Source organism: Schlesneria paludicola DSM 18645, from assembly GCF_000255655.1.
Lineage (GTDB): Bacteria > Planctomycetota > Planctomycetia > Planctomycetales > Planctomycetaceae > Schlesneria > Schlesneria paludicola.
Genome location: NZ_JH636434.1, coordinates 3,448,017 through 3,469,522, shown reverse-complemented (window position 1 = coordinate 3,469,522; position 21,506 = coordinate 3,448,017). Strand labels below are relative to the sequence as shown.

General features: G+C 56.5%; 19 protein-coding genes. 2 read left to right on the top strand and 17 right to left on the bottom strand.

The window, feature by feature from the left end; translation table 11 throughout:
* Nucleotides 1–32: 32 nt before the first annotated feature.
* From OSO_RS0116930 to OSO_RS0116890, 9 genes are read right to left on the bottom strand one after another with little or no spacing between them, the layout of a single operon-like run.
* The gene (locus OSO_RS0116930) at nt 33–1,367 is read right to left on the bottom strand and encodes a DUF58 domain-containing protein (RefSeq protein ID WP_010584415.1); all 1,335 of its coding nucleotides are present in this window, start codon (nt 1,365–1,367) and stop codon (nt 33–35) included.
* Nucleotides 1,364–2,335: an AAA family ATPase gene (locus OSO_RS0116925; RefSeq protein WP_010584414.1), complete on the bottom strand. Its 972-nt coding sequence runs from the start codon at nt 2,333–2,335 to the stop codon at nt 1,364–1,366. Before OSO_RS0116925 ends, OSO_RS0116930 begins: the two co-directional genes overlap by 4 nt.
* Nucleotides 2,336–2,359: 24 nt before the next feature.
* Nucleotides 2,360–3,475: a DUF4350 domain-containing protein gene (locus OSO_RS0116920; RefSeq protein WP_010584413.1), complete on the bottom strand. Its 1,116-nt coding sequence runs from the start codon at nt 3,473–3,475 to the stop codon at nt 2,360–2,362.
* Nucleotides 3,475–4,209, bottom strand: a complete 735-nt coding sequence (locus OSO_RS0116915; protein WP_010584412.1) for a DUF4129 domain-containing protein — start codon at nt 4,207–4,209, stop codon at nt 3,475–3,477. The genes OSO_RS0116920 and OSO_RS0116915 overlap by 1 nt, the downstream gene beginning before the upstream one ends.
* Nucleotides 4,206–5,012, bottom strand: coding sequence for a hypothetical protein (locus OSO_RS0116910; protein ID WP_010584411.1), 807 nt, complete (start codon nt 5,010–5,012; stop codon nt 4,206–4,208). Before OSO_RS0116910 ends, OSO_RS0116915 begins: the two co-directional genes overlap by 4 nt.
* Nucleotides 5,009–5,977: a stage II sporulation protein M gene (locus OSO_RS43875; protein ID WP_010584410.1), complete on the bottom strand. Its 969-nt coding sequence runs from the start codon at nt 5,975–5,977 to the stop codon at nt 5,009–5,011. Before OSO_RS43875 ends, OSO_RS0116910 begins: the two co-directional genes overlap by 4 nt.
* Nucleotides 5,978–5,989: 12 nt before the next feature.
* A complete protein-coding gene (locus OSO_RS48130; protein WP_010584409.1) occupies nt 5,990–6,823 on the bottom strand; it encodes an RDD family protein in 834 nt (277 codons plus the stop codon).
* A gap of 2 nt (nt 6,824–6,825) precedes the next feature.
* Nucleotides 6,826–7,329: an RDD family protein gene (locus tag OSO_RS0116895; RefSeq protein ID WP_010584408.1), complete on the bottom strand. Its 504-nt coding sequence runs from the start codon at nt 7,327–7,329 to the stop codon at nt 6,826–6,828.
* A gap of 23 nt (nt 7,330–7,352) precedes the next feature.
* On the bottom strand, nt 7,353–7,574 hold the full coding sequence (locus tag OSO_RS0116890) for a hypothetical protein (protein WP_010584407.1): 222 nt from the start codon (nt 7,572–7,574) through the stop codon (nt 7,353–7,355).
* A 205-nt stretch (nt 7,575–7,779) separates the two neighbouring features.
* On the opposite strand from OSO_RS0116890, the gene OSO_RS0116880 reads away from it, so the two are divergent.
* Nucleotides 7,780–9,063, top strand: a complete 1,284-nt coding sequence (locus OSO_RS0116880) for a TolC family protein (protein ID WP_010584406.1) — start codon at nt 7,780–7,782, stop codon at nt 9,061–9,063.
* Between the two features lie 205 nt (nt 9,064–9,268).
* Here the strand turns inward: OSO_RS0116880 and OSO_RS0116875 are convergent, their stop codons facing one another.
* Nucleotides 9,269–12,775 (bottom strand): efflux RND transporter permease subunit, encoded by a 3,507-nt coding sequence (locus tag OSO_RS0116875; protein ID WP_010584405.1) that lies wholly within the window; start codon nt 12,773–12,775, stop codon nt 9,269–9,271.
* Between the two features lie 138 nt (nt 12,776–12,913).
* Entirely contained in the window at nt 12,914–14,353 is a 1,440-nt protein-coding gene (locus tag OSO_RS0116865; RefSeq protein WP_010584404.1) for an efflux RND transporter periplasmic adaptor subunit, read from the bottom strand.
* Nucleotides 14,354–14,847: 494 nt separating this feature from the next.
* On the opposite strand from OSO_RS0116865, the gene OSO_RS0116855 reads away from it, so the two are divergent.
* Entirely contained in the window at nt 14,848–15,294 is a 447-nt protein-coding gene (locus OSO_RS0116855; RefSeq protein WP_010584402.1) for a PEGA domain-containing protein, read from the top strand.
* Between the two features lie 136 nt (nt 15,295–15,430).
* Here OSO_RS0116855 and aroC read toward each other — a convergent pair whose 3' ends face one another.
* The 6 genes from aroC to OSO_RS0116820 form a co-directional block, all read right to left on the bottom strand.
* Nucleotides 15,431–16,558: a chorismate synthase gene (gene aroC, locus OSO_RS0116850; protein ID WP_010584401.1), complete on the bottom strand. Its 1,128-nt coding sequence runs from the start codon at nt 16,556–16,558 to the stop codon at nt 15,431–15,433.
* Between the two features lie 310 nt (nt 16,559–16,868).
* Nucleotides 16,869–18,032 carry an N-methyl-L-tryptophan oxidase gene (solA, locus tag OSO_RS43865; RefSeq protein ID WP_010584400.1) on the bottom strand — a complete coding sequence of 388 codons (1,164 nt, stop codon included), beginning with the start codon at nt 18,030–18,032 and terminating at the stop codon, nt 16,869–16,871.
* Nucleotides 18,033–18,061: 29 nt separating this feature from the next.
* The gene (gene lysA / locus OSO_RS0116840) at nt 18,062–19,333 is read right to left on the bottom strand and encodes a diaminopimelate decarboxylase (RefSeq protein WP_010584399.1); all 1,272 of its coding nucleotides are present in this window, start codon (nt 19,331–19,333) and stop codon (nt 18,062–18,064) included.
* A gap of 245 nt (nt 19,334–19,578) precedes the next feature.
* Complete coding sequence (locus tag OSO_RS0116830; protein ID WP_010584398.1) at nt 19,579–20,589, bottom strand: aspartate-semialdehyde dehydrogenase; 1,011 nt, start codon at nt 20,587–20,589, stop codon at nt 19,579–19,581.
* A gap of 120 nt (nt 20,590–20,709) precedes the next feature.
* Nucleotides 20,710–20,898 carry a hypothetical protein gene (locus OSO_RS0116825; protein ID WP_010584397.1) on the bottom strand — a complete coding sequence of 63 codons (189 nt, stop codon included), beginning with the start codon at nt 20,896–20,898 and terminating at the stop codon, nt 20,710–20,712.
* 38 nt (nt 20,899–20,936) lie between these two features.
* The gene (locus OSO_RS0116820) at nt 20,937–21,503 is read right to left on the bottom strand and encodes a hypothetical protein (RefSeq protein WP_010584396.1); all 567 of its coding nucleotides are present in this window, start codon (nt 21,501–21,503) and stop codon (nt 20,937–20,939) included.
* Between the last annotated feature and the right edge of the window lie 3 nt (nt 21,504–21,506).

Here is a 21,506-nt window from a genome sequence, read left to right as displayed (position 1 = left end):
CTTGCGAATTCGGCATCCGAATGATGCAATCATCACAAAAGATGGCGTCCTTTGATCCGCATGTATTCGGTGATCAGAGGAGCGGTCAGCCCTTCCGGGAAGCAGTCGAGAGTCAGTGCGCCGGAGCGTTGCAGGTCCGACAGGACCTGACGTCGCCAGCAGAGAATATCTGCTGCAGCGGCCGCGCGGTACAAAACGCCTTTGTCCTGTTTGATTGTATCGGCCTCGGGGTCGACTCCTTGCAGAGGATCAAACAGTTCGTGATCTCGAAGGAGGACCGTCAGTGGCAGGTGGCGTCCGACCAGGGTGGCGACGTGGGCCTTCATTCGTCGGGCGTTCTGATCGTCGATCACGTTTGTGATCAGGACGACCAGCGTCCGTTTGCGACAGTTTCGATGCAGGTGCAAGAACGCTTCGTCGAACCGGCTTTCGACCAGGGCCGGCGCGATGTCGTGAACGGCGTGAACCATGCGATTGAGTTGTCGACGACCACTTTGGGGTGGCAGCCATCTCAGCACGCGATCTGAAAAGCAGAGTAACCCCACCTGATCGTTTTGCGCCAGCGTGACGTAGCCGAGTGTTAACGCGGCATCGAACGCGGCATCCAGCAGTGACTGGCCATCGAACTGATTAACCATCATGCGACCGCAGTCGATCATGAAGACGACTCGCTGGCTTTGATTCATCTGGAAATCACGGACGGTCAACTTCAATCGGCGACCTGTCGCGCGCCAGTCGATCACGCGGAACTGGTCATCGGGCGTGTAGTCGCGCAGTCGCTCAAATTCATTGTCGGTTCCGATTCGTCGTTGTCGTCGCACGCCCAACATTGACGTCCGGTTGAGCCGCGCATACATCGCGTATCGCCGAATCTGCTTCAACGCGGGGTACACACGCAGCGCGTCGCGACAGGGCAGGCGAAAGTATCGTTGCCATAGCATCCAGCGGCTGTCTGTCTTCAGTGACACATGTACCAGTTCGAATCGGCCGCGATGCCGCGGAATCAAGGTGTAGTGCACCGCCGCGCGCGACTGCGAAGGGATCTGGATCGGAAACTCATTCTGGTCGCCAGTCAGTCCGGGCGGTTGATCGTCGCGTACGAGCCCCACGAACGGGCGACGAGACCGATTCTCGATGGTCAGGAAGATCGGATGCGTCTCTCCGCGCGTCGCCACATGTCCAAGCGTTCGACGCGCGGAGAGTTCGCGCCGTGTCGGCAGCGTAAGTAAGTCCCACGCGGCCAGCGTTGCGATGCTTAGATTCAGCATCACGAAGATCGGCCACCCGCTGGGGAAGGCGTAGAGTGCCAGTGTCAGGACAGCAACGCCGCCCATGATGACGCACAATGGTCGTGCAGGAGCAATCATAGTCGTGGGACTTCAATGGTTTTGAGCATCGACAACAACGAATGATCGGTCGTTTCTCCTTCGACTTCGGCTTCGGGCGACAGGATGACACGGTGCCTGAGAGCGGGGACCGCCAGATCGATCACGTCATCAGGAATCACGTAGGACCGCCCCGCGAAGGCGGCTTGAACGCGACAGGCATTCAAGATTGCGATCCCGGCGCGCGGACTGGCTCCCAGGTAGAACGGCGACCAGTCGCGCGTCTTGCGGACGATGTTGCTGATGTAGGTGATGATCTTTTCATTCACCAAAACGTCCTGACACAGCGTTTGAATCTGTCCAATTCGAGCTGCATCAAGCAATGCCGAAACCTGTTGATCGACAGGCTTTTCAAGAAAGTCCTTGCGGCAATGCAGTTTCAGAATGTCTTCTTCCTCTTTCGGAGCGGGATAGTCCACGACCAACTTGAACATAAAGCGATCGAGCTGGGCTTCGGGCAGATTGTATGTCCCTTCGGACTCCACCGGATTCTGCGTGGCCAAAACCAGAAAGGGAGGCGTCAGTGGATAGGTCACGCCATCGACCGTCACGCATCGCTCTTGCATGATCTCAAGGAGAGCGGCATGCGTTTTTGCTGGCGAGCGATTGATTTCATCGGCCAGGAGAATTTGCGTGAACACGGGTCCCTGGCGGAAGCGAAAATCCTGAGTTCGAGTGTCGAACACGGGCTGGCCGGTGATGTCCGAGGGCATCAGGTCGGCAGTGAACTGAATTCGACCGAACTGACATCCGAGGATCTGTCCCAGCAGGCGGACGAGCAAAGTCTTTCCCAGTCCCGGCACGCTTTCAATCAGCACATGCCCGCCGGCGACCAAGGCGATTAGCGTCAATCGGACGAAATCGCCTTGCCCGACGTACACCTTTCCAACTTCTGCCAAGACCGACTCGATTGTGTCACGGACTTCGATCAGTTCCGCACGCTGTTCCACTATGAATACCTTGATCTTAAATGTTTAGTTGGGCTTTGAAGGAGAGTTGGGGGAATTGGATTGCGGACCAAGCCAATCTCGAATGCGCTGTCGCGCGTAGTTCGTATTTCGTGTACGACGCAGCAGATTTCCCAGTGCCTCGACATGGCGTCCGAATCGTGCGGTCTCGACCGAGATCGATTCTCGGGGGCGTCCAAAAATTGGATATCGAGACCAGCAGAATAGCAACATGGCCAGAATTCCTTGTCCGAAGACCCAGCCATTCGGATGCACCTTCAAAAATTGGAGAATGCTGGGACTTTCTGTTTCGTCACTGTCGTGCCAGCGGCTCGACAGGGCGACTGCGACGCGTCCTGTCTCGGGAATGAACTTTGTGAACTCGGCTGCCAGCCGACGATTTCCGGGATCGACCAACCCACCATTGAGCAGCGGCGTGGCTGAACCCAAAACGAAGACGTCATAGGCCTCGTGAACTTCATACGTCAACAAGGGATCGTCACCCGACTTCCAAAACAGTTCCGCAGTGCTTCGCGGTTCCAGCCGACGATTGAGCAGCCAGCGGGCCTCAACTGAAAATGGGCCCTCGGATGATGCACACTCGATTGTTCGAACCGTGGAGTCAGTTGATCGGTCAACGCGCTTCAAGCCGTACCATGTTCCCGAATCAGAATCGAACTCTGGCCGAGCGGCCGCTTGGAATAACGCTAACTCGGACCGGAACGATTTGTCTGCGGCTTCGCGATCCTTTTCCGATGAGTCCGATCGATCGCGCATTTGCCGCCAGTAGTCTACGGCCGCATCACTGTCGCGGACGACGACCACAAGTGTCGTTAGCGTCCCGTCGATGATCATTTCTTCGAGGTCCCGGCAGAGTCTGGCTGGCAGCGGATCAAATTTCGAGTCAAAGACGATCAACGTCTGATAGCGGTACTGCATCCGAGCCGAGATTGCTGGCCAGACATCGACATTGCGGCCCGACTGCCGCAGGATCTCGACAAATGCGGAGACACCATTGATGCTGGCTCCGCGTGAATCGGCATAGCGCGATTCCAGCGTCGGTGCGCATCCAACAACCAGCATGCTTGACCAGAGGAGTGCGGTTGCGAGCCGCCTATTGCCTTGTCGATCGTATGACGACATTAGCGGCCCTTCCTGGAGTTCGCCTGAAACTTGTCTCGGTCGGCCCAGACCTGCTCAAACGCGTCTCGTGAAACAGGCAGCTTTCCGAAAAATGTCTCTTCGAACAGCCGGATCGAGGCACCGAAGACCTCATTCAATTCGGGTTTCGTCAGGCTGACTTCCCGGCGGTACTGTCGATTTGTTTTTCCCTTCTGCACTTCAATCCATTGCTGGCGGTCCAGTTGAACGAGCTGCCAACCGAAGTAAAAGGTGATCGCTTCGGCGAAGGCCTCCTGTGCGGCAAGGCGTTCCGCTGTGCTCAGCAAGTCGCTGACGCCCCGGACCGGTTCTGGCAACGCGTCGAGTGTCTCAAGATCCACGACAGGCTCGTCGGGGCGACGGTCGTTATGAATCTGCGGATCGATAACGCCCATCGATCGCGCGATCAATACCAGCACCGAGAGAATTGCTACGCCCAGGATGATCCACATCACCACAAGCAGAATCGGTCCGGCCGATTGACCGAATGACAGGTACGAGTTGTCTTTTGAAGGCTGTCGATCGTCGATTTCCCGAGGAGGCTGCAGCGGTCGGAACGAGTCATTCTTCGCGTCGTACCAGGGATAAGTCCGTTTCGACAACGCCGATTTGGCCGTATCTGGCGGCGGTTCATTCGCACGCGCGGATGTCGCGAACCCGATGACACTGAGCAGCAAGGTTAACACGGTTGTGATGAATTGAGTTCGCAAGGTCATGTCGTGGCCTCGCGCTCGCGATAGAGTTCGGCTTGAGCACGAAGTTTCAGTTCCACATCCCAGCCCTCGCGTCGAATCCGGTTGTCGAGATACGTCATGAATCGAAAGACCGTCAGAAAAATGAGAATCAGGTTTGAGGCCAAGATTCCCTGCCAGTCGTCCGTCAGAAGCCAGTTCCAGATGAACTCGTCATCGTCCGTCAACCAGGAGGTCTCCAGGTGATCTTCCCACAACGCTGTGACGGCACGAAACGACAGTGCCAGGATCAGGGCTCCGCCCATGGCAATCAAGGTGTCGATGAGGCAGAGAGAGAAAATTCGCCCTATGATGCCGGAGTTCATCGCAGTTCGCCGCTTCCAAATGCGTGAAAGACGTGGCTTTTCGAGCAGGATGATTTCGTCCAGGTAGTACATTCCGAGAAACACGATCGGTGAAAGGATCACGCTTGCCAGGCAAAGTCCTTTGAGCAACAGTTGAAACGCAAGATAGGCGGGAAGTGCCCGCCCGGCATCGCGCAAGATCCGTCGTAGCGACAGTGTCGGCGAGAAGATCACCTGGCCCAGATAGAGCGTCACAAACATGGTCGCCCAAGGCTGAAGCAGCGTGGCGATCAGCAACGAAAGATAAAGGTTCAACTCGTCCGATGGATCGATCCACCAGGAGAAAAACTCGGCAGGAATCATTCCCGCCGCACCCGCCAGCAGCAACCCCAGCCAATGGCGACTGCAAAACAGGAAGGCCAGATCCAGACATTCCAGAATCGAACGTGGACGGATTTCGAGTTGGGTGTCTTCAAGCCTCAAGGTTGACTCCTTGAATGCAGAAATCCCAATCCGAAGACGTACGCGGCCAGCACCAACGTACTGATGATGGCCACCGCGGCTTTGTACTCGTAGGGTAGTGTGGACGGAGAGATGAACCCTTCGATGTACGCGGCGAGCAGGAACAGGACTGTCGCCACCCCCGCTACTTCCAACGCCACCGGTGACGCCTTGCGTAGAGACTCGCGTCGGCTTTGCCCCTGGGTATCAATGATGGCCCAGCCTAGTCGGAGCCCGGCGGCCGCAGACAAGACCACCGCCGTGAGTTCGAATGGACCATGTGCCGTCACGAAGGTATTGAAATTCTCAGCCGACGCCGATCGGTTCATGTGTCCAAAGATCGTGCCCAGCAGGACTGCGTTAAACGCGAGTGTTACCAGGCTGCCAATCCCCAGGAAGATGCCACTGGCAAAGCAGCGCAAGCCAATCCCCGCGTTGTTGAAGAGGTAAAAGCCTGTCATCCCGGCGCGTGAACTATCGAACGCTACTGTCTCCATGGGATGCGAGTACATCATTTCGACGTCCTGGAGGGACTGCTCGCCCGCGATGGCGTTGGCGAAATCATCGCTGGCATAGCTGGCCAGCATGGCTCCTAGAAAGAGTCCCCAGAACAGGATGAACGAAATCCACGTGCAGGGATCACGCAGAATCCGCGCGGGAATGTCCGCCACGAATCGACGTGCCCAACGTTTCAAGCGAAACGTTTCGGCTCGATATAGCTGCGTGTGAGCGTTACCCACCAGTTGATGCAGATACTCAATCGTGCTGATCGGAAATCGCATCGACATGGCCAGTGACAAATCGGCACACGCGGCCCGATATCGTTTGGCGAACTGCGCGACGCGAATCGGATCGCGGGCGCGCCTGCCGCGGCTCAGCCAGCGGATATCCGCTTCAAGTTCTTTCCATTCGGGTGTCCGCGCGGTGATGATTTCAGCGGCCTTCATTGACGCTCGTCCCTATTCTGATTTCGCCGCGGATACGACTCTTGCAGCTCGGCCTGGATAGTCGGCAACACCCGAGGCGGGTAGCTCGTCGTCGTCGCGCCGGAAGTGATCCATCGTGGCCCGATCATACAAGGCACACAGGAGCAGATCGGGATCCGTATTCGGTGGCAAGCTCCAGGCACGAATGAAATGCTCGGCCAGGGTGTTGGCCAGTTCACGCCGCCGCGCCGTCGACAGATCGTTTCGCCGGCCTACGTAAGCGGCCAGGGCATCCACGAGTGCGCTGTCGGGGCGAAACCGGGTTGGAATCCGTTCTCGGAATTCGCGTGCGAGTTGAGCGCCTCGCGGGGGGTGTGGCCTCAGGCGTGCTCCGTCGATCACAACGATCGTTTCTGCTGCCAGATCGCCCAAGCGTTGAAATCGGCGAGTTAGAAACATGGATGCAACGCCTGGAAACACCGGCGGCAGTAGATCCGCATAACGAAGGATGTTCCGCAGCAGCGCCTGTCCGGCGTTGATCGCCAATCCCGAATCTGCCACGACTCGGATACCGAGGGCCTTTTTACCAAGGGTCTGCCCATTGAGAAGTGTTTCCATCAAAGCGCCGTAGCCCCACCATCCGACGAATGCCGCGAACAGAAATAATCCAGATCCCGCGTCGCCGAATAAACCCAATAGGACGGCAAAGATCGCGAGCGTGACACCAAGTAGTGCCAGATCGACGAAGAGCGCGACGAAACGCGGAAAGGGCCCCGCCAACCGAAACTCGAAGGCCACGTTTTCGGGTGTGGCCACCATGATGACTGTGTCGAGTGGCTTCGGGCGGCGAACATTTGATTCCGTCACGCTTAGCCCTTAGTCACCAAGGTTCCAGCCATCATGTCATGCAATGCCTGTTTCTTGTCATTGAGGGGCTGAATCAGAAATCCAATCATCAGAATGATGGCCGAAAAGGTCTTCGCAAAATATCTCCCACTCGCTCGCGCGAAGTTGATCTTCCTTCCTGCCAGATCGACAACCTTCAGTCCCATGAGCTTCTTTCCCAAAGTGGCTCGTCCCTCTGACGATTCCTGCAGCGCGTTGTACAACCAGCCACAAATGAATCCGATCAGCAGTACGATAAGAGTCGCGAGACCCTGATCGATTGAAGTCATTCCCGCGACCACGAGAATCACAGTGGCAAGCACGATCATACAACACTGAATCATGATTCCATCGACGATCGTTGCCACAAGTCGCGCCCAGAATCCCGCATACTCGACCGGCCCCGAATTTTGGTATTCGAATTCCGGTTGCAAGTCCGATTCGGGTGCGGCGAATGGATTCGCATGGAACTCATCAACTCGCGGCATGTCCCGCTTCCTCCAAGAATTGACTAACCAGCAAGAAGCACGAATTGATACCCGTCATCGAAGGCCCGTGCCATCACGGAATGATCTGCCATGGCAGCGCCGGCCAGAGACGGATCGTCATCAAACAGGATACGCTTCATAGCCTGCCGAATGGACGAACTGCAACTGACATCGTCGACCCCCAGTCGATTGTGATTGGACCGTCCGATCACAATCGTCTGGTTCCATCCAAGTGAATCGATCATGCGGCTTCTGTCGGTTATCCGTTTTCCTTCGTGGCTGTTCGCGAGACTCACCTATCACCAGGATGAAGTCCGAAACCAGTAGTGAATATTGAAATCAGAGGGACATGGTCTGTCCATTTGGCAATTGCTGTGGCGACCTGCGCCATGAGGTCTGTCTCGATCAGATCGGCATATTGCAAGTTCTCTCTCCCAAGGAATGGGTCAAATGCGCTGGATTGCGCTTGTCGTTCTGATCGGCTTGCCGGGATTAATTTCCATGGCGAGTTCGGCGGAAACTGCCGATCCGATTCCCCCTGCCCCTGATCATTCGGAGGCTGCGGCGGTCAGCGCGAGGATCGATTTGGATGAATGCGTCGCTCTGGCGCTTGCCAGCCACCCGCGCCTGACGGAATACAATGCCCGCATCTCAGAAGCACACGGCAGCGCAGTACAAGCCGGGCTGTATCCCAACCCGCGTGTTGATAGCGGCAACCCACAGGTGATCGGTCCGACTCGGACCGGTGTGTATTCGATCGGATTGACTCAAGAAGTCGTTCGTGGCGGGAAGCTGAAGCTCGATCGCGCCGCGGCTTTGGAGGCTGCCCATCAGGCAGAATGGGATAGTGTTCGAAAGCGATTCGAAGTTTTGACGAGCGTTCGGCAGGAGTTCTTTTCCACACTGGCCGCACAGCGACGCAAGACCCTGTTGCAAAAGCTGCTGGAGATCTCGAAACAATCGGAAAAGACCAGTATGAATCTGTTCGATGCAGAACAGGTCAGCGAAACCGACGTCTTGCTGCTGCGGGTCGAGCGTCGCAAGGCGGAAACCTCACTTCAGGGAGCGGACATTGCTCTACTGGGCCAACGACGACAATTGGCGGCCAGCATTGGTGTGTCGGTCATGATGGTCGGTGAAGTGGATGGACAACTGACGGCAAAAGTTCCCGACTTCAATGATGACGAAGTGCTGGCGCGTGTGATGACGACGAGCCCCGTGATTCAGATCGCGAATTTGGATGTCAATCGGACCGTGCTGTTGTTGCGACGCGCGGAAGTCGAACCGATTCAAAACCTCAGCGTCCAAGCTGGTACGCAATATCAGGAATCGACGGCCAACTATCAGGCGCTGGTCGGACTGTACGTGGATGTGCCACTCTGGAATCGAAACCAGGGAAATATCATGGCCGCTCATGCGGCAGTGCAGCGATCGATGGCCGGTCGGCTGGCGTCGCAGCAAGAACTGACCAAGCACCTTGCGGATTCTGTGACGCGCTTCCGTGTCGCCGAACAGGCTGTTGAAAACTATGAAAACGGAATCCTGCCCGACGCAATGCGAACGCTCGAACTGGTCCAAAAGGCGTATGGCCGAGGTCAGTTCGAGATCTCGAGACTGTTACAGACGCAACGGACTGTGTTCGAAGCCAATCTCGATTACATCTCGGCGCTCGAAAACCGCTTGAACGCCGCGGCCGACATCGCCGGTTTGCTGCAACTTGAGCAATTCCCGTGATCAGTGGCTGAATGTCGATGTCGTCTTGAGTCTCTTCTGTTGTTGCCTCGATCAGGAACGTGACCTGGATCGAGACAGGCTGAGGATGACCGGGATTGGCGGGAATTGCCGAAATCCCGGGTCTCCCGCGTCTCAATTGTCCGTCACTCGCCACCCGATATATGTCCGAGTTGAACTCGGCTGCATTGTCAAAAGTGACGAAGTCTTAATGCCCGACGCCGCCGCCTTCGGGCGGTTCTCGATGGCCATAGAAGCTGTAGAGCACGGGAATCAGATTCACCATCAGCATGATCGTGATCATTCCGCCCACGACGACAATGGCCAGTGGTCGTTGCGTTTCTGAACCAATCTGCGTGGAAACGGCCGCGGGCAGCAAACCGAAGATCGCGGTCAATGCGGTCATCGTCAGTGGTCGAATTCGCTTTTCAATGCCGTCAATCAATGCTTCTTGCAATGGCACGCCATGCGAACGGGACTTATTGAACCATGAGACGAGCAATAAGCCATTCATGATCCCCACCCCCAGAACCGAGATGAAACCCACACCGGCTGAAATATTGAAGTGCTCGCCCGTGGCATACAGTGCCCAGACACCACCCATCGACATCACCACGACGTTCGAGAGGACAACGAAGGCATCGAGCAGCGAACGTAGCGCGAGATACAACAGAACGATGATGAGAACCAGTGCCAGCGACGAGGCAATCACCAGGCGGTGAACCGCCTCTTGCATTTCTTGGAATTCGCCGCTCCATTCCGCGCTGTACGGTGAATCGAAAAAGTTTTGTGTCTTCGTCTGAGCTTCCGCAACGGCCCCGGCAAGGTCCCGGCCCCGGACGCTGAATTTCACGGCGATCAATCTGCTGGACTTTTCGCGATAAATCGTCGACGCCCCAGAACGAACGAATGCACCATCAGGATCGGCTTCGCCATTGGCACCAATCGGTGTCACGAGATCGCGCAATCGTCGCCGCGGCACGTGCGCCAGGTTCGAATAGGTCATGTTTTCTCGGCTGCCTGTAACGGCGAGATTCGTACGGCGACCACCCGCGTAGTCAATCTTGCCCGAGTTGCCGTCTGATCCGCTGCCTTCGTCGGCCGCAAGCACATTTCCCACGACTTCGACGGGAATGTCCAGGATCGTTTCTTCGTTGTAGCGCAGGCGCTCTGGCCATCGCAGGGTCACATCGAACTTCCGCTCACCCTCAACGACTTGAGTCAGCGACTTGCCGCCCACGGCCGTTGCGAGCACATCCTGGACATTGGCGACGCTGACATTCCACAGGGCACATTTGTTGCGATCGATCGCGAACTCGAGGTTGGCCTGTCCCTTGATGCGGAAGATTCCGACATTCTCGATGCCACGAACGTTGATCAGGGTCGCTTTGACCTGTTCGGCGATTTCTTCGAGCTTGTTCAGATCCGGGCCAAAGATCTTGACGGCGTTCTCGCCCTTCACACCGGACAACGTTTCCATCACGTTGTCGCGAATATATTGCGAGAAGTTCCAATCGACGCCTGGTATCGAGGCATTCAATTCTTGGTTCATGTCTTCGATAAGTTCGTCTTTGGACCTTGATCGAAGGGGACCATAGATCCAGCGGCGCCATCCTTGATTGGCAAAAACCCGTGGCCAATCGTCATGATTTTTCAGCGGCACCGAGAACTCGCAGTTATAGAAACCGGTGGGATCGGTCCCATCGTCGGGACGCCCCATTTGATTCAGGATCAATAGTGTTTCGGGATGTTTTTGGAGCAACCGACGAGCCACAGCGGCCTTGTCAGAGACTTCGTCAAGTGACACGTTCACCGGAAACGTCCCACGGACATAGATGTTTCCTTCTTCCAGTTCTGGCATGAATTCCGCTCCCAGGAACGGAATGATCACGGCAGTCATGGCGCACATGACCAGGAAAAGTCCCAGGCTGATCCAGCGGAACCGCAGTGCCAGTTTCAATTGCCCGCCGTAGAATCCTTTGAGAGCCTGGACGATCAGGTTGTCTTTGACCGGTTTCACATTGGCGAAGAATGTGCGGCAGAGCACGGGTGACAGTGTGAGGGCGAGGATCAACGCCCCACCGAGCGCGAACGCGTAGGTATCGGCCATAGGGCCGAAGATCTGACCTTCGGGCCCCTGCATTGTAAAGAGCGGTAGCAGGGCGAAGACCATGATAATCGTGGAGTAAAACAGTCCACGTTCCACATCACCCGATGCGGACAGAATGCGGTCCTTCAGGCTGAGATCCGCTTTTTCACCCGCACTCAATGAACGATAGATCGCTTCGACCATGATCACGGACGAATCGACGATAATGCCGAAGTCGACTGCCCCCAGCGACAGCAAGTTCGCGCTCTTCCCGCGAAAATAGAGCACCGACATGGCAAACAGCAGTGCGAGCGGAATATTCACCGCGACAATCATCGCACTCTGAAAATGGTTCAAAAAGACCAGCAAGATGAAAGAAACGAGCACGATCCCGAGAACGACGTTTTCTCGCACGGTATGCGTCGTGAGATCAACCAGCCGTGTGCGGTCGTAGATCGTTTCGATCATGGTCCCAGGCAGCATCTTGCTCGAGTTCGAATTCAGGTCTTTGACTTTCGCCTTCACGTCGGTCAAAGCTGGAAGCGATTGCTCGCCCTTGCGCAGCAGCACAATTCCCTGCACGACATCGGGGCGATCTTCCCAGATGCGGGCGCCGTTCTCGTCCAGCCGATCTTCACCGTCGTCGTCAACAAGCGGACGACTGACCGCCACGCGGCCCTGCAACGGATGTGCCCCCACGACCACGCCGCGTTCACCGGTCACAGTGTCCGACGAATAGCGTCCCCCGCTGACAACATCTCCCAGGCGAATCGGCACATTATTGGTCGCAGCGAGCACGATGCTGCGGATCTCACGCAGACGACGATCTTCGTTCTTTCGCAGATGCAGCGCGACTGCGGCCGGATCGGCCCCTGCGGGATATGTTTGAGTGGGATCAAGTCCACCCCCGATCAATCCCAGTCCTCGCACGGCCTGGACGGTCGGACCTTGCACGACGAAATCGCCACCGACGTTTGAGTTACTGTCGGTGATCGCCTTCTGCAATTGGTCCAGTGAGATTCCGTACCCCTTAAGTCGCTCGGGATCGGGTTGAACCTCGTATCGTTTCATGGCCCCGCCAAACGAAACGACATCGGCGATGCGGGGAACGCGCCGGAATTCACGCTCAAGGACCCAGTCCTGCATCGATTTTAGATCGGCCGATGTGTAAAGGTCGTGTTCCAGCGCATCCTTGGGGCCTTTGACAATGTAACGGTAGATCTCACCTGTCGGCGTCGTGTTCGCCAGTGTCGGAGTCACGCTCGGTGGAAGTGTGGCCGTGTAAATTCGGTTTAAGACTTCCAGTCGCGCACGAAAGAAGTCGGTTCCATATTCGAACTGGTTTCGGACATGCGATAGTCCAAACAGCGATTTGCTGCGTGTCGAGTGCAAACCAGGCATTCCAGCAAGCGCGATTTCCAAAGGAATCGTCACCTCGCGTTCGACCTCTTCGGCCGAGGCCCCTGGGTATTGACTGATCACCTCGACGATCGCGGGCGCAGGATCGGGATATGCCTCGACATTCAGATGAACCAGCGAAAATCCGCCGACTCCAATCAGCGCAATCGTTAGCAAGATGACGATCAGGCGATTATCGAGCGCCCAGCGAATCAGGTTACGAATCATGCCTGCCAACCTTTTGCGAGGATCTCTTCAAACCGAACGTCCCGCCGACGGCAGAAAATACCGATTCGCCAAACTCAGTACGTGTCGCGACGTTTATTTCACCTAGCACCGGCACTGCCGATCAGACCGACATCGCCATCAGTGACGAACCTCGGCGGAAGCTCGCGACCCGAGTTCCGCGGGGCGATCTTGCAGAAAGCCATACAGCTCCAGATTCCCCGATGTGACGACCAGTTCGCCTTCCAGCAGCGCTTCGAACGCCGACGTGTCCGGCCGATTGGTCGGTGTTCGTTGGATTAAGGCAAAATCCCGGCCACGACGGATCACATTGACGTTACGTGCCCGGACATCGCGCATGCTGGCATCGGCAGAAATCAGAACCGTGGCTTTGGTGCCCTCATCAATGACGGCGGAGTTGGGGATCACGACGGCATCCGTGGGGCCAGGAATATCGACTGTCGCCGTGATGAATTGCCCTGTTCGCAGGCGATGCCCAGGGTTTTCGATCCATCCGACGACAGCGGCCGTGTGCACACTGGGATCGACGACGTGACCGATGACTTCAAACCGGCCTTCGATGGGCATCGATTCGGGCTCCGCCTTCAGCCGAACTCTCCACGATCGTTGCTCCGGAAGCAGGTTTGCCACCTTGTGGATATCTTCTTCGTAGATATTGGCCAAGACGCCCATTCGGCTGAGATCGGCGATCGTGAACAGATCCGTCCCAATTGCAATAATTTCCCCCACGGTTCCATTGCGTTCCATCACAGTGCCGCTCAAGGGAGCGCGGATTTCGACGTTCGCCCACGTTTGTCGGACCTTGGAATCCGCATATGTCACTCCACTGACGATTCGCGCGGATTCCGCGTAGACTTCTTTGATTTCCTCGTCAGTCTCACGCCAGGAGCGAAGGGTTCGCTCGGCACGTTCGACCGCGATCACATCGGACTGATATTTTTGCTGTGCCTCTCGAACGACTTGGCCCGAAACGCTGCCCTTTTCGAGCCCTTCGAGACGTTCCACCGTCGCTTTAGTGGCTGCTTTGCGAGACAAGGCTTCCACGAGATCGCTTTTGGTTTCGCCAATTTCTTTGCTCCACACGACGGCGATGAGCTGCCCCTTCGTGACATGGTCACCCGCCCGTAGTTGACGCATGGAAGGGACCCCCTGAGTCATTACGAGGTTTCCATGGGCATCGGTTTCGGGAACCTGTCCCACTTCGACGATCTCGCCAGGAAACCGCGTATGCACAACCGCCAGATGGCTCGAGTCCAGAAAGAGCGACCCGGTAAGCACCAGCGGTTCAGTCAACGGGGCCCGCCGGACCGCCGCCACTCGGACTTTCAGCGACTCGATCACTTTCGGATTCAATCGAAGATGCGCTGAATCGCCTGAGACCGATTCAACACCAGGCATTTTTTCGGGACGATGTTCAAACCTGGCGGTGTTCGTACGTGATCGTTCGTCGAATTCACGCAGCCGTTCGCGCGTCTGACCAATCCACAAGCCAACACCGAATGCGATGCCGAGAGCGACTAAACCCATCAGAACGACTTTGATTGTCGATGTCTTTTGCATATACGATCACGATCAGGAGTAGTTGTGACGAGGCACCGCGACCGGTTCGAGCTTGATCCCGCTTCGCAGACGACCTGTTGAAATCACGATTGCAGGCGCGGCCAGGCAAAAAAACACCAAGGCAATGACCGTCCCTTTGTCGAGGTGTCGCCCCTTCCCGATTTCAACAGGATGTGATTCGGATACCCACAAAAGTACGGGGGAGGTTGCAAGATAGTCATACGTGACGATTCGAGAGACAGCAAAACGCTGACAACTTCGAGAGGTCGCATGAAACTGACGCACCGGCCCTAAGATTCTAACAGAGGAGGCTGCCCCCTCGATTGTGGCGACGAGATTGATTGTAACACAAAACTTTGAAAGCAGTTACATGCCAAATGCAACTGCTCTAGGTGGGTTTTGAAGGGAGATCTATACTGCGGGCGTTCACTCAGAGTGTTTTTGGCAAGACTTCGCTTTGGGTGGCCACGTGAATCGATTCGACAGGTGTCACGATGTCCTCATTTCTCCGATTTCAGACGCAGCCGCGGAAATATCTCCGAAGGGAAATGTTCGCGCTGGTCCTGTTGGTTTTGAGCACTTCAGCCACCGGCTGCGTCAGTCGCCGCATGACATTCGTTTCGAATCCACCGGGAGCGATGGTGTTGCTGGAAGGACGCGAAATTGGCTACTCGCCGGCGTCGGCCGACTTCCTGTACTACGGAACACGACAAGTCACGATGATCAAGGACGGATACGAGACCAAAACGGAACTCGTCACCGTTCCCGCTCCCTGGTACCAGTGGCCGGTCATCGAGTTCTTCGCCGACAACTTCTCACCACGTCGAGTCACTGATCGTCGTGTGTTTTCGTTTGACCTTGCGCCAAAGAAGATCGTTCCCGACGAAGAACTTCGTGCCCGGGCACGGCAACTTCGTAGCGAGAATCAGATCGGTCAGTGACTTTGCTGAATCCCTGTGACGACGATTATGGCTCCCCACACATTGACGCGAGGGGAGGCACGAAGACACAGAGTTCGCGGAGGACTGACGATCTTGGGGCATTTGAGATGCCCAGAGGCACCGACCATGCGTTCTTTCAGCAAATTGTCTGGCTGCGCCAGCGCAGCCAGTGATCGGCGAGAACAATCGCGACCATGGCTTCGGCCATTGGAATGAACCGTGGCAGCAGGCACGGATCGTGACGGCCTTTCGTGCGGATGGTCGTGGCTTCACCTTGATTGGTGACTGTCGGCTGTTCAATCGGCAAGCTGCTGGTCGGTTTTACCGCGGCACGGAGAATGATCGGTTGCCCGGTCGTGATTCCTCCCAGCATTCCGCCGTGCCGATTCGTCTGGGTCGTGATTCCCGGATGTCCGTGGACGGGATGTTCAGGATCGGGCAGGAAGTGATCATTGTGCTCACTACCGCGCATCGCGACACAGCCGAATCCAATCCCGTATTCGACGGCTAGTACGGCCGGCAGACTGAACAGGGCCTTTGCCAGATCGGCTTTGATTTTGTCGAAGACCGGTTCACCCAGCCCGGCGGGAATATTGATCGCAACAATCTCGGCCGCTCCGCCGATCGAATCGCCTTCTTTTCGAATCGTTTCGATCAGTTCGATCATCTTCGCCGCTGCAACAAGATCAGGACAGCGAACGATGTTTGGTTCGCCGCTGGGCAATTTTTCCACTTGATCCAGTGTGACACTCGCAGGATTCGTGACAGTGGCCTTCACGTCGCCCACCTGTGTGACATATCCGACGACCCGACCGTCAAATGCCTGCTGCAGGATCTTTTTGGCGACGACCCCCGCCGCGACGCGTACAGTGGTTTCACGGGCGCTCGAGCGTCCCCCACCGCGATAGTCACGAAAGCCATACTTTGCGTCGAAACTGTAGTCGGCGTGACCGGGGCGATACACGTGCTGAATATTGCCGTAGTCTTTGCTGCGCTGATCCTGATTGCGAATCAGAATGGCGAGACTCGTCCCGGTTGTCCGTCCGTCGAACACACCGGACAGAATCTCGGGCGTGTCGGATTCGTCACGCTGAGTCACGATGTGACTTTGGCCGGGCCGACGGCGATTGAGATCGACCTGTAAATCGTCGACCGTCAGCGGGATGCCGGGGGGAACGCCATCGAGAATAACCACATTCGCGGGCCCGTGGCTTTCGCCCGCCGTCGTGATTCGAAACGCCTGTCCAAATGAATTTCCTGCCATGATGAGAGGATTGTACCGAACTTTTTGGGTTTGGTCAGCCGAGACAGGCGTGTGGGATTACGCCGCGTATCTACCCGCTTTTCTTCCATCTTCTCCGGTTACCAAACGGAAGTTTTTCCCTCGTTTCCAAGCTCCCGCTTGGTAACGCCCCTTGCGATTTCAGTTTCTACTGAGCGGGAATGCGACTTGGAGAATTCCAAGACGCTTGCATCGTTGCCAAGCAGGAGTTTGGTAACCATGCAATATGCCGAGGAGCTTGGTAACGAGGGAAGTCAGAGGAAATCAAAGGCAGGGGAATCCCAAGACGAGGCTATTTCGGGCGAAACTCGAGGCCCGGTCGCGCCAGCGATAAGAACTCGATTGGCAGTGAGGCCCGCCCTTCGGTGACCAGATCGGCCAGAATTTCGCCAATCACCGAGCAGAATTTGAATCCGTGTCCCGAAAAGCCGGCTGCGAATGCGACGTTTTTCCAACGCGGATGCCGGTCGACCACAAAATGCTGATCGGACGTCATCGTGTATAGGCAAGCGGAGTGCTTGACGGGTTTGAGGCCAATTCCCGGTAGTTGTGCACTTAAAAACGACTGCAATCGATCCAGGTCCGCAGGATGGCATTCCCGATCGACTCGGCTCCGATCGGCAACGGGTTCACCACCCGAATGTTCGGCCATCTTGAGAGAAGTACCGTCGAAACTGGGGAAGCCATAGAACGTATGCTGCCCCAACTCGAAGAAATAGGTGGGAGTTCCCGTGGCGGCTGAGTACTCGCCCGCACGTTGAATGGGAAACCAGCCCACGAACTTGCGAAGGACCGTGAGCGCGACCCCGACATCGACAAGGCACTCGTTCGCCCATGCGCCAGCGGTGATCACCAGGTGATTTGCCCGGTATTCACCGACGCTGGTGCGGACTCGAATCGTCTGTCCGTCAGAAGACCAGTTCAGAACCTGTTCCTGCTCATGCAGGACTGCACCATGCCGCACCGCCTCGTCGAGATGCGCACGGACGCATTGTTCGACGAACAGTGTTCCGGCTCCTGGTTCGAAGGCGACGGCGTGGTCCGCGGGAAATTGCATGCCGGGGAAACGCTGGCATGCTTCGGCTGGAGTCAGGTCGATCAGGTCCAGTCCGTGCAGATTCGCGGAATGCCGGGCTCCTTGAATCGTTTCGCCGTCAGGCGGTCCCGACAGGACGAGTCCCGTCGGGCTGAAGAGTTCTTGTCCTGTCGCGTGTTCCAGTGCGTGCCAGCGTTCGTAGGCACGATGCAAGAGCGGCACATAGTCCGGGTGCTCAAAGTACGCTTTTCGGATGATCCGCGATTCGCCGTGGGAACTGCCATGATCATGAACCAGCGAGAACTGCTCCAAGCCCAAGACACGCTGCCCGCGCCGTGCAAGCTCGAAGCAGGCAGCGGAACCCATCCCGCCAACGCCGAGCACGATCGTGTCGAACTCTGACCTGTTCGCTGCCTGCATGCCGGACCTTTTCGTGGAATGGTCTGTGATCAGCCCAGTTCGTGCGCGACCAGATCTTCGTAGGTCTCACGACGGCGAATGACTTTGACCGTCGATCCGTCGACCAGCAATTCCGTCGCACGTGGCCGCGAGTTGTAGTTGCTACTCATCGCCGTTCCATACGCCCCGGCGCTGAACGTTGCTAGCAAGTCGTCCCGCTTCATCGCAGGAAGATACCGGTCCTTGGCAAAGTAATCACTTGATTCACAGATCGGCCCCACGACGTCGGTTTTCTCGCAGCCGGGGATTTCCCCTTCGACGTCATCTGGCATGGCCACGGCCGGCTTGACTGGCCAGACGCGATGGAACGAGTCGTACATTGCCGGACGGATCAGGTCGTTCATGGCACCGTCTTGAATCACGAACAGTTTTCCGCCTTCTCGCTTGGTGTAGACCACGCGGCTGACGAGCACGCACGAGTTCCCGACGACGAATCGGCCGGGTTCCAGCGCCAAGCGGCACTTGGCTTCCTTCACGGACGGAACAATGACTTCGGCATACGCTGACGCTGGCAATCCTTCGTTGCCGCGATAACTGATTCCGAAACCACCGCCGAGGTTGATCCAGTTGATATCGTGTCCATCGCGGCGCAGTGCTTCGACGACTTCGACCGCTTTGCGTCCGGCGGCCGCATAAGGATCCGTCGTGAGGATCGGCGAACCAAGGTGCATATGAATGCCCTTCAGTGCCAGCCGCTTGTCTCGCAAGACTTTCGCGGCCAGTTCGCGGAACCGTTCGATATCCATGCCGAACTTGTTCCCCTTCTTCCCGGTTGTTGTCTTCGAATGCGTCTTGGCATCGATATCCGGGTTCAGTCGCAGCACCACGCGACCGACCAGACCCATGCTGCCGGCGACGGCGGCGATCGCATCGAGTTCCTGTTCGCTTTCGACGTCGAACATCAGAATATCGCTCTCGAGAGCGAATCGAATTTCTTCGTCGGTCTTGCCAACCCCTGCGAAAACGACCTTTGTTGTTTCGGCCCCGGCAGCTTTCACGCGATAGAGTTCGCCGCCCGATACGACGTCAAAACTGCAGCCCGCATCGCGAATCACTTGCAGGATGCCCAGCGTGGAATTCGCTTTGACCGAGTAGCAAATGACCGGGTCCACTTCGGCGAACGCGGTTTGAATCTGCTTCAGTTGTCCGAGGATGAACGCTTTGGAATACACCCAAAGCGGCGTGCCGTATTGTTCGGCCAACTTCGAAACCGAAACATCTTCGCAATAGAGGTCACCGTTGCGATAAGAAAATGACTGCATTGTCGATTCTTCTAGAGTTTCTGCCGAACAAGCTCTTCGGCACTCAGTTGCGGAGGAATGAAATTCGCGCATCCGAGTTGGACAGACGTCGTCTCGGATTTCGCCCCAATGTCATTTCTTGTGTGCCACTGGCAGTGCCAGCGCTCTTCAGGGTTTCAGTATAAATGACGACTTCGATGGTAAACCCGGTCGTCATTCCGTTGTGACTGACACAACACCTGCTTGATTCAGCTCGAACGCCAGAATCAAGCCTTGTGATGCTTGGCCAGCAGTTCCGCGATCTGTACGGCGTTTGTGGCGGCTCCCTTGCGAAGGTTGTCGCTGACACACCAGAAATTCAGCCCGTTAGGATTGGTCAGGTCTTTGCGAATTCGGCCGACATACACCAGATCGCTGCCGGTGCAGGTGTTGGGCATTGGATAGCCGCCCTGCGTTTCGTCATCGACAACCTTTATTCCGGGGAAGGCGGCGAACAGCTTCTTGGCTTCTTCGACCGAGACGGGTCGTTCGGTCTCGACGAGAATCGTTTCGCTGTGGCAGTTGGCGACAGGGATGCGGACGCAGGTCGCCGAGACCAGAATGGATTGATCTCCGAGAATCTTGCGAGTCTCGTAGACCATCTTCATTTCTTCGCTGGTGTAACCCTGTTCCTTGAATCCGCCGATCTGGGGGATGGCATTGAAGGCGATCGGCGACTTGAACACTTTGTGTTCGTAAGCCGTGCCCGCCAGGTTAGCTCGCGTTCCTTCGATCAAGTCTTCCGTCCCTTGCAGGCCAGCGCCGCTGACCGCCTGATAGGTACTGACGATCACGCGTTTGACTTTGGCGGCGTCGTGCAGCGGCTTCAGCGCCATAACCATCTGGGTCGTCGAGCAATTGGGGCTGGCGATGATCCCTTTGGCATTCAGGGCGTCTTGCGGATTGATTTCCGGAATGACCAGAGCGACATCCGGCTTCATACGGAAAAAGCCCGATTCGTCGATGACTTTACATCCGGCGGCAACGGCATGCGGCAGAAACTCGGCCGCAACTTCATCTGGCGTGCTGGCGATGACCAGATCGACGCCTTTGAAGGCGGCTGGTTCGAGCAGCTCGACGGTGTACTCGCGGTCTTTGAATTTCAGTTTGGAACCGGCGCTACGGGATGAAGCGAGAAACCGATACGTTTTGGCGAGCATCGGCCTTTCTTCCAGAAGCTGCAACATGATGCGACCCACCGCGCCGGTCGCTCCCACCATCGCCATTGTTCCAAACACAGTACGTTTTCCTCTCAACCGCCGTTCGAACCTGGAATTTTCTGGCGAGAACCTGCCCAAATCGGGGCAAATCACCAGCCCCGTATGATACTCGCTTCGCTCTGACACCCGCAATCATCGTCAGGTTCTGGGACGCGGCAGATTCGTTGTGATTGGTGCAAAACAGTGGATTTTTCCGGCGGCGAGACGCACGGGATCGGGCCCCGAAAGATTTGGCGGCCCCATCCGCTTGGTTGCCCGGCGAACGGCAGGCAAGCATCCGATTTGCGACAATGTGAAACCGGTAATGAACTTAGATTCGACGGCCATGGGAACTCGACCTTGCCAAATTCACTCTGGCCCGATGTTCATTCGGAATCGCAGGTGTCGCATTTTTCGAGGGACGATTTCGGCGGAACTCGGAATATCAGCCAAAGGGACGTCAGCGCCAGCGGCCAGACGAATATCCAATAGGGTGCAATCCAGACCCGAATTTCGCTGACTTCGAGGGGCGCAGGGGGAGTTGTCCGACATTCCCAAGTCCCGGAGCGAAAGCCAAGGAATTGCGAACCCCAATTGTGCGTCCCATCGCGGTTCCAATTGAATGGACGCACCATGGAGTTGGATGTCAAAGTGAATGAACCTGACTGCAGCGATCGAAATCCAAATGGCGGTACGAAGTCGGAGGCGGACACCGTTTTGTGCAATTTGCTCCAGCCGATTCCGACTCGGCAGGTGTAGATCGCGTGCAGCTTGTCACGATCAGTCACGCAGAGAAGTTCGTCGACAACCCAGGTGCTTCTCATCCAGCCGCACATACACAGGCAGGCCAGGACCAGCGTGACCAGCCCGGTTTTTCGCCGCCAGCCGTGACAAAAGCCGCGCATGATTTCGTTCACAATGAGAATGGCGTTGGTGGCAAACGCCGACGCCATTCA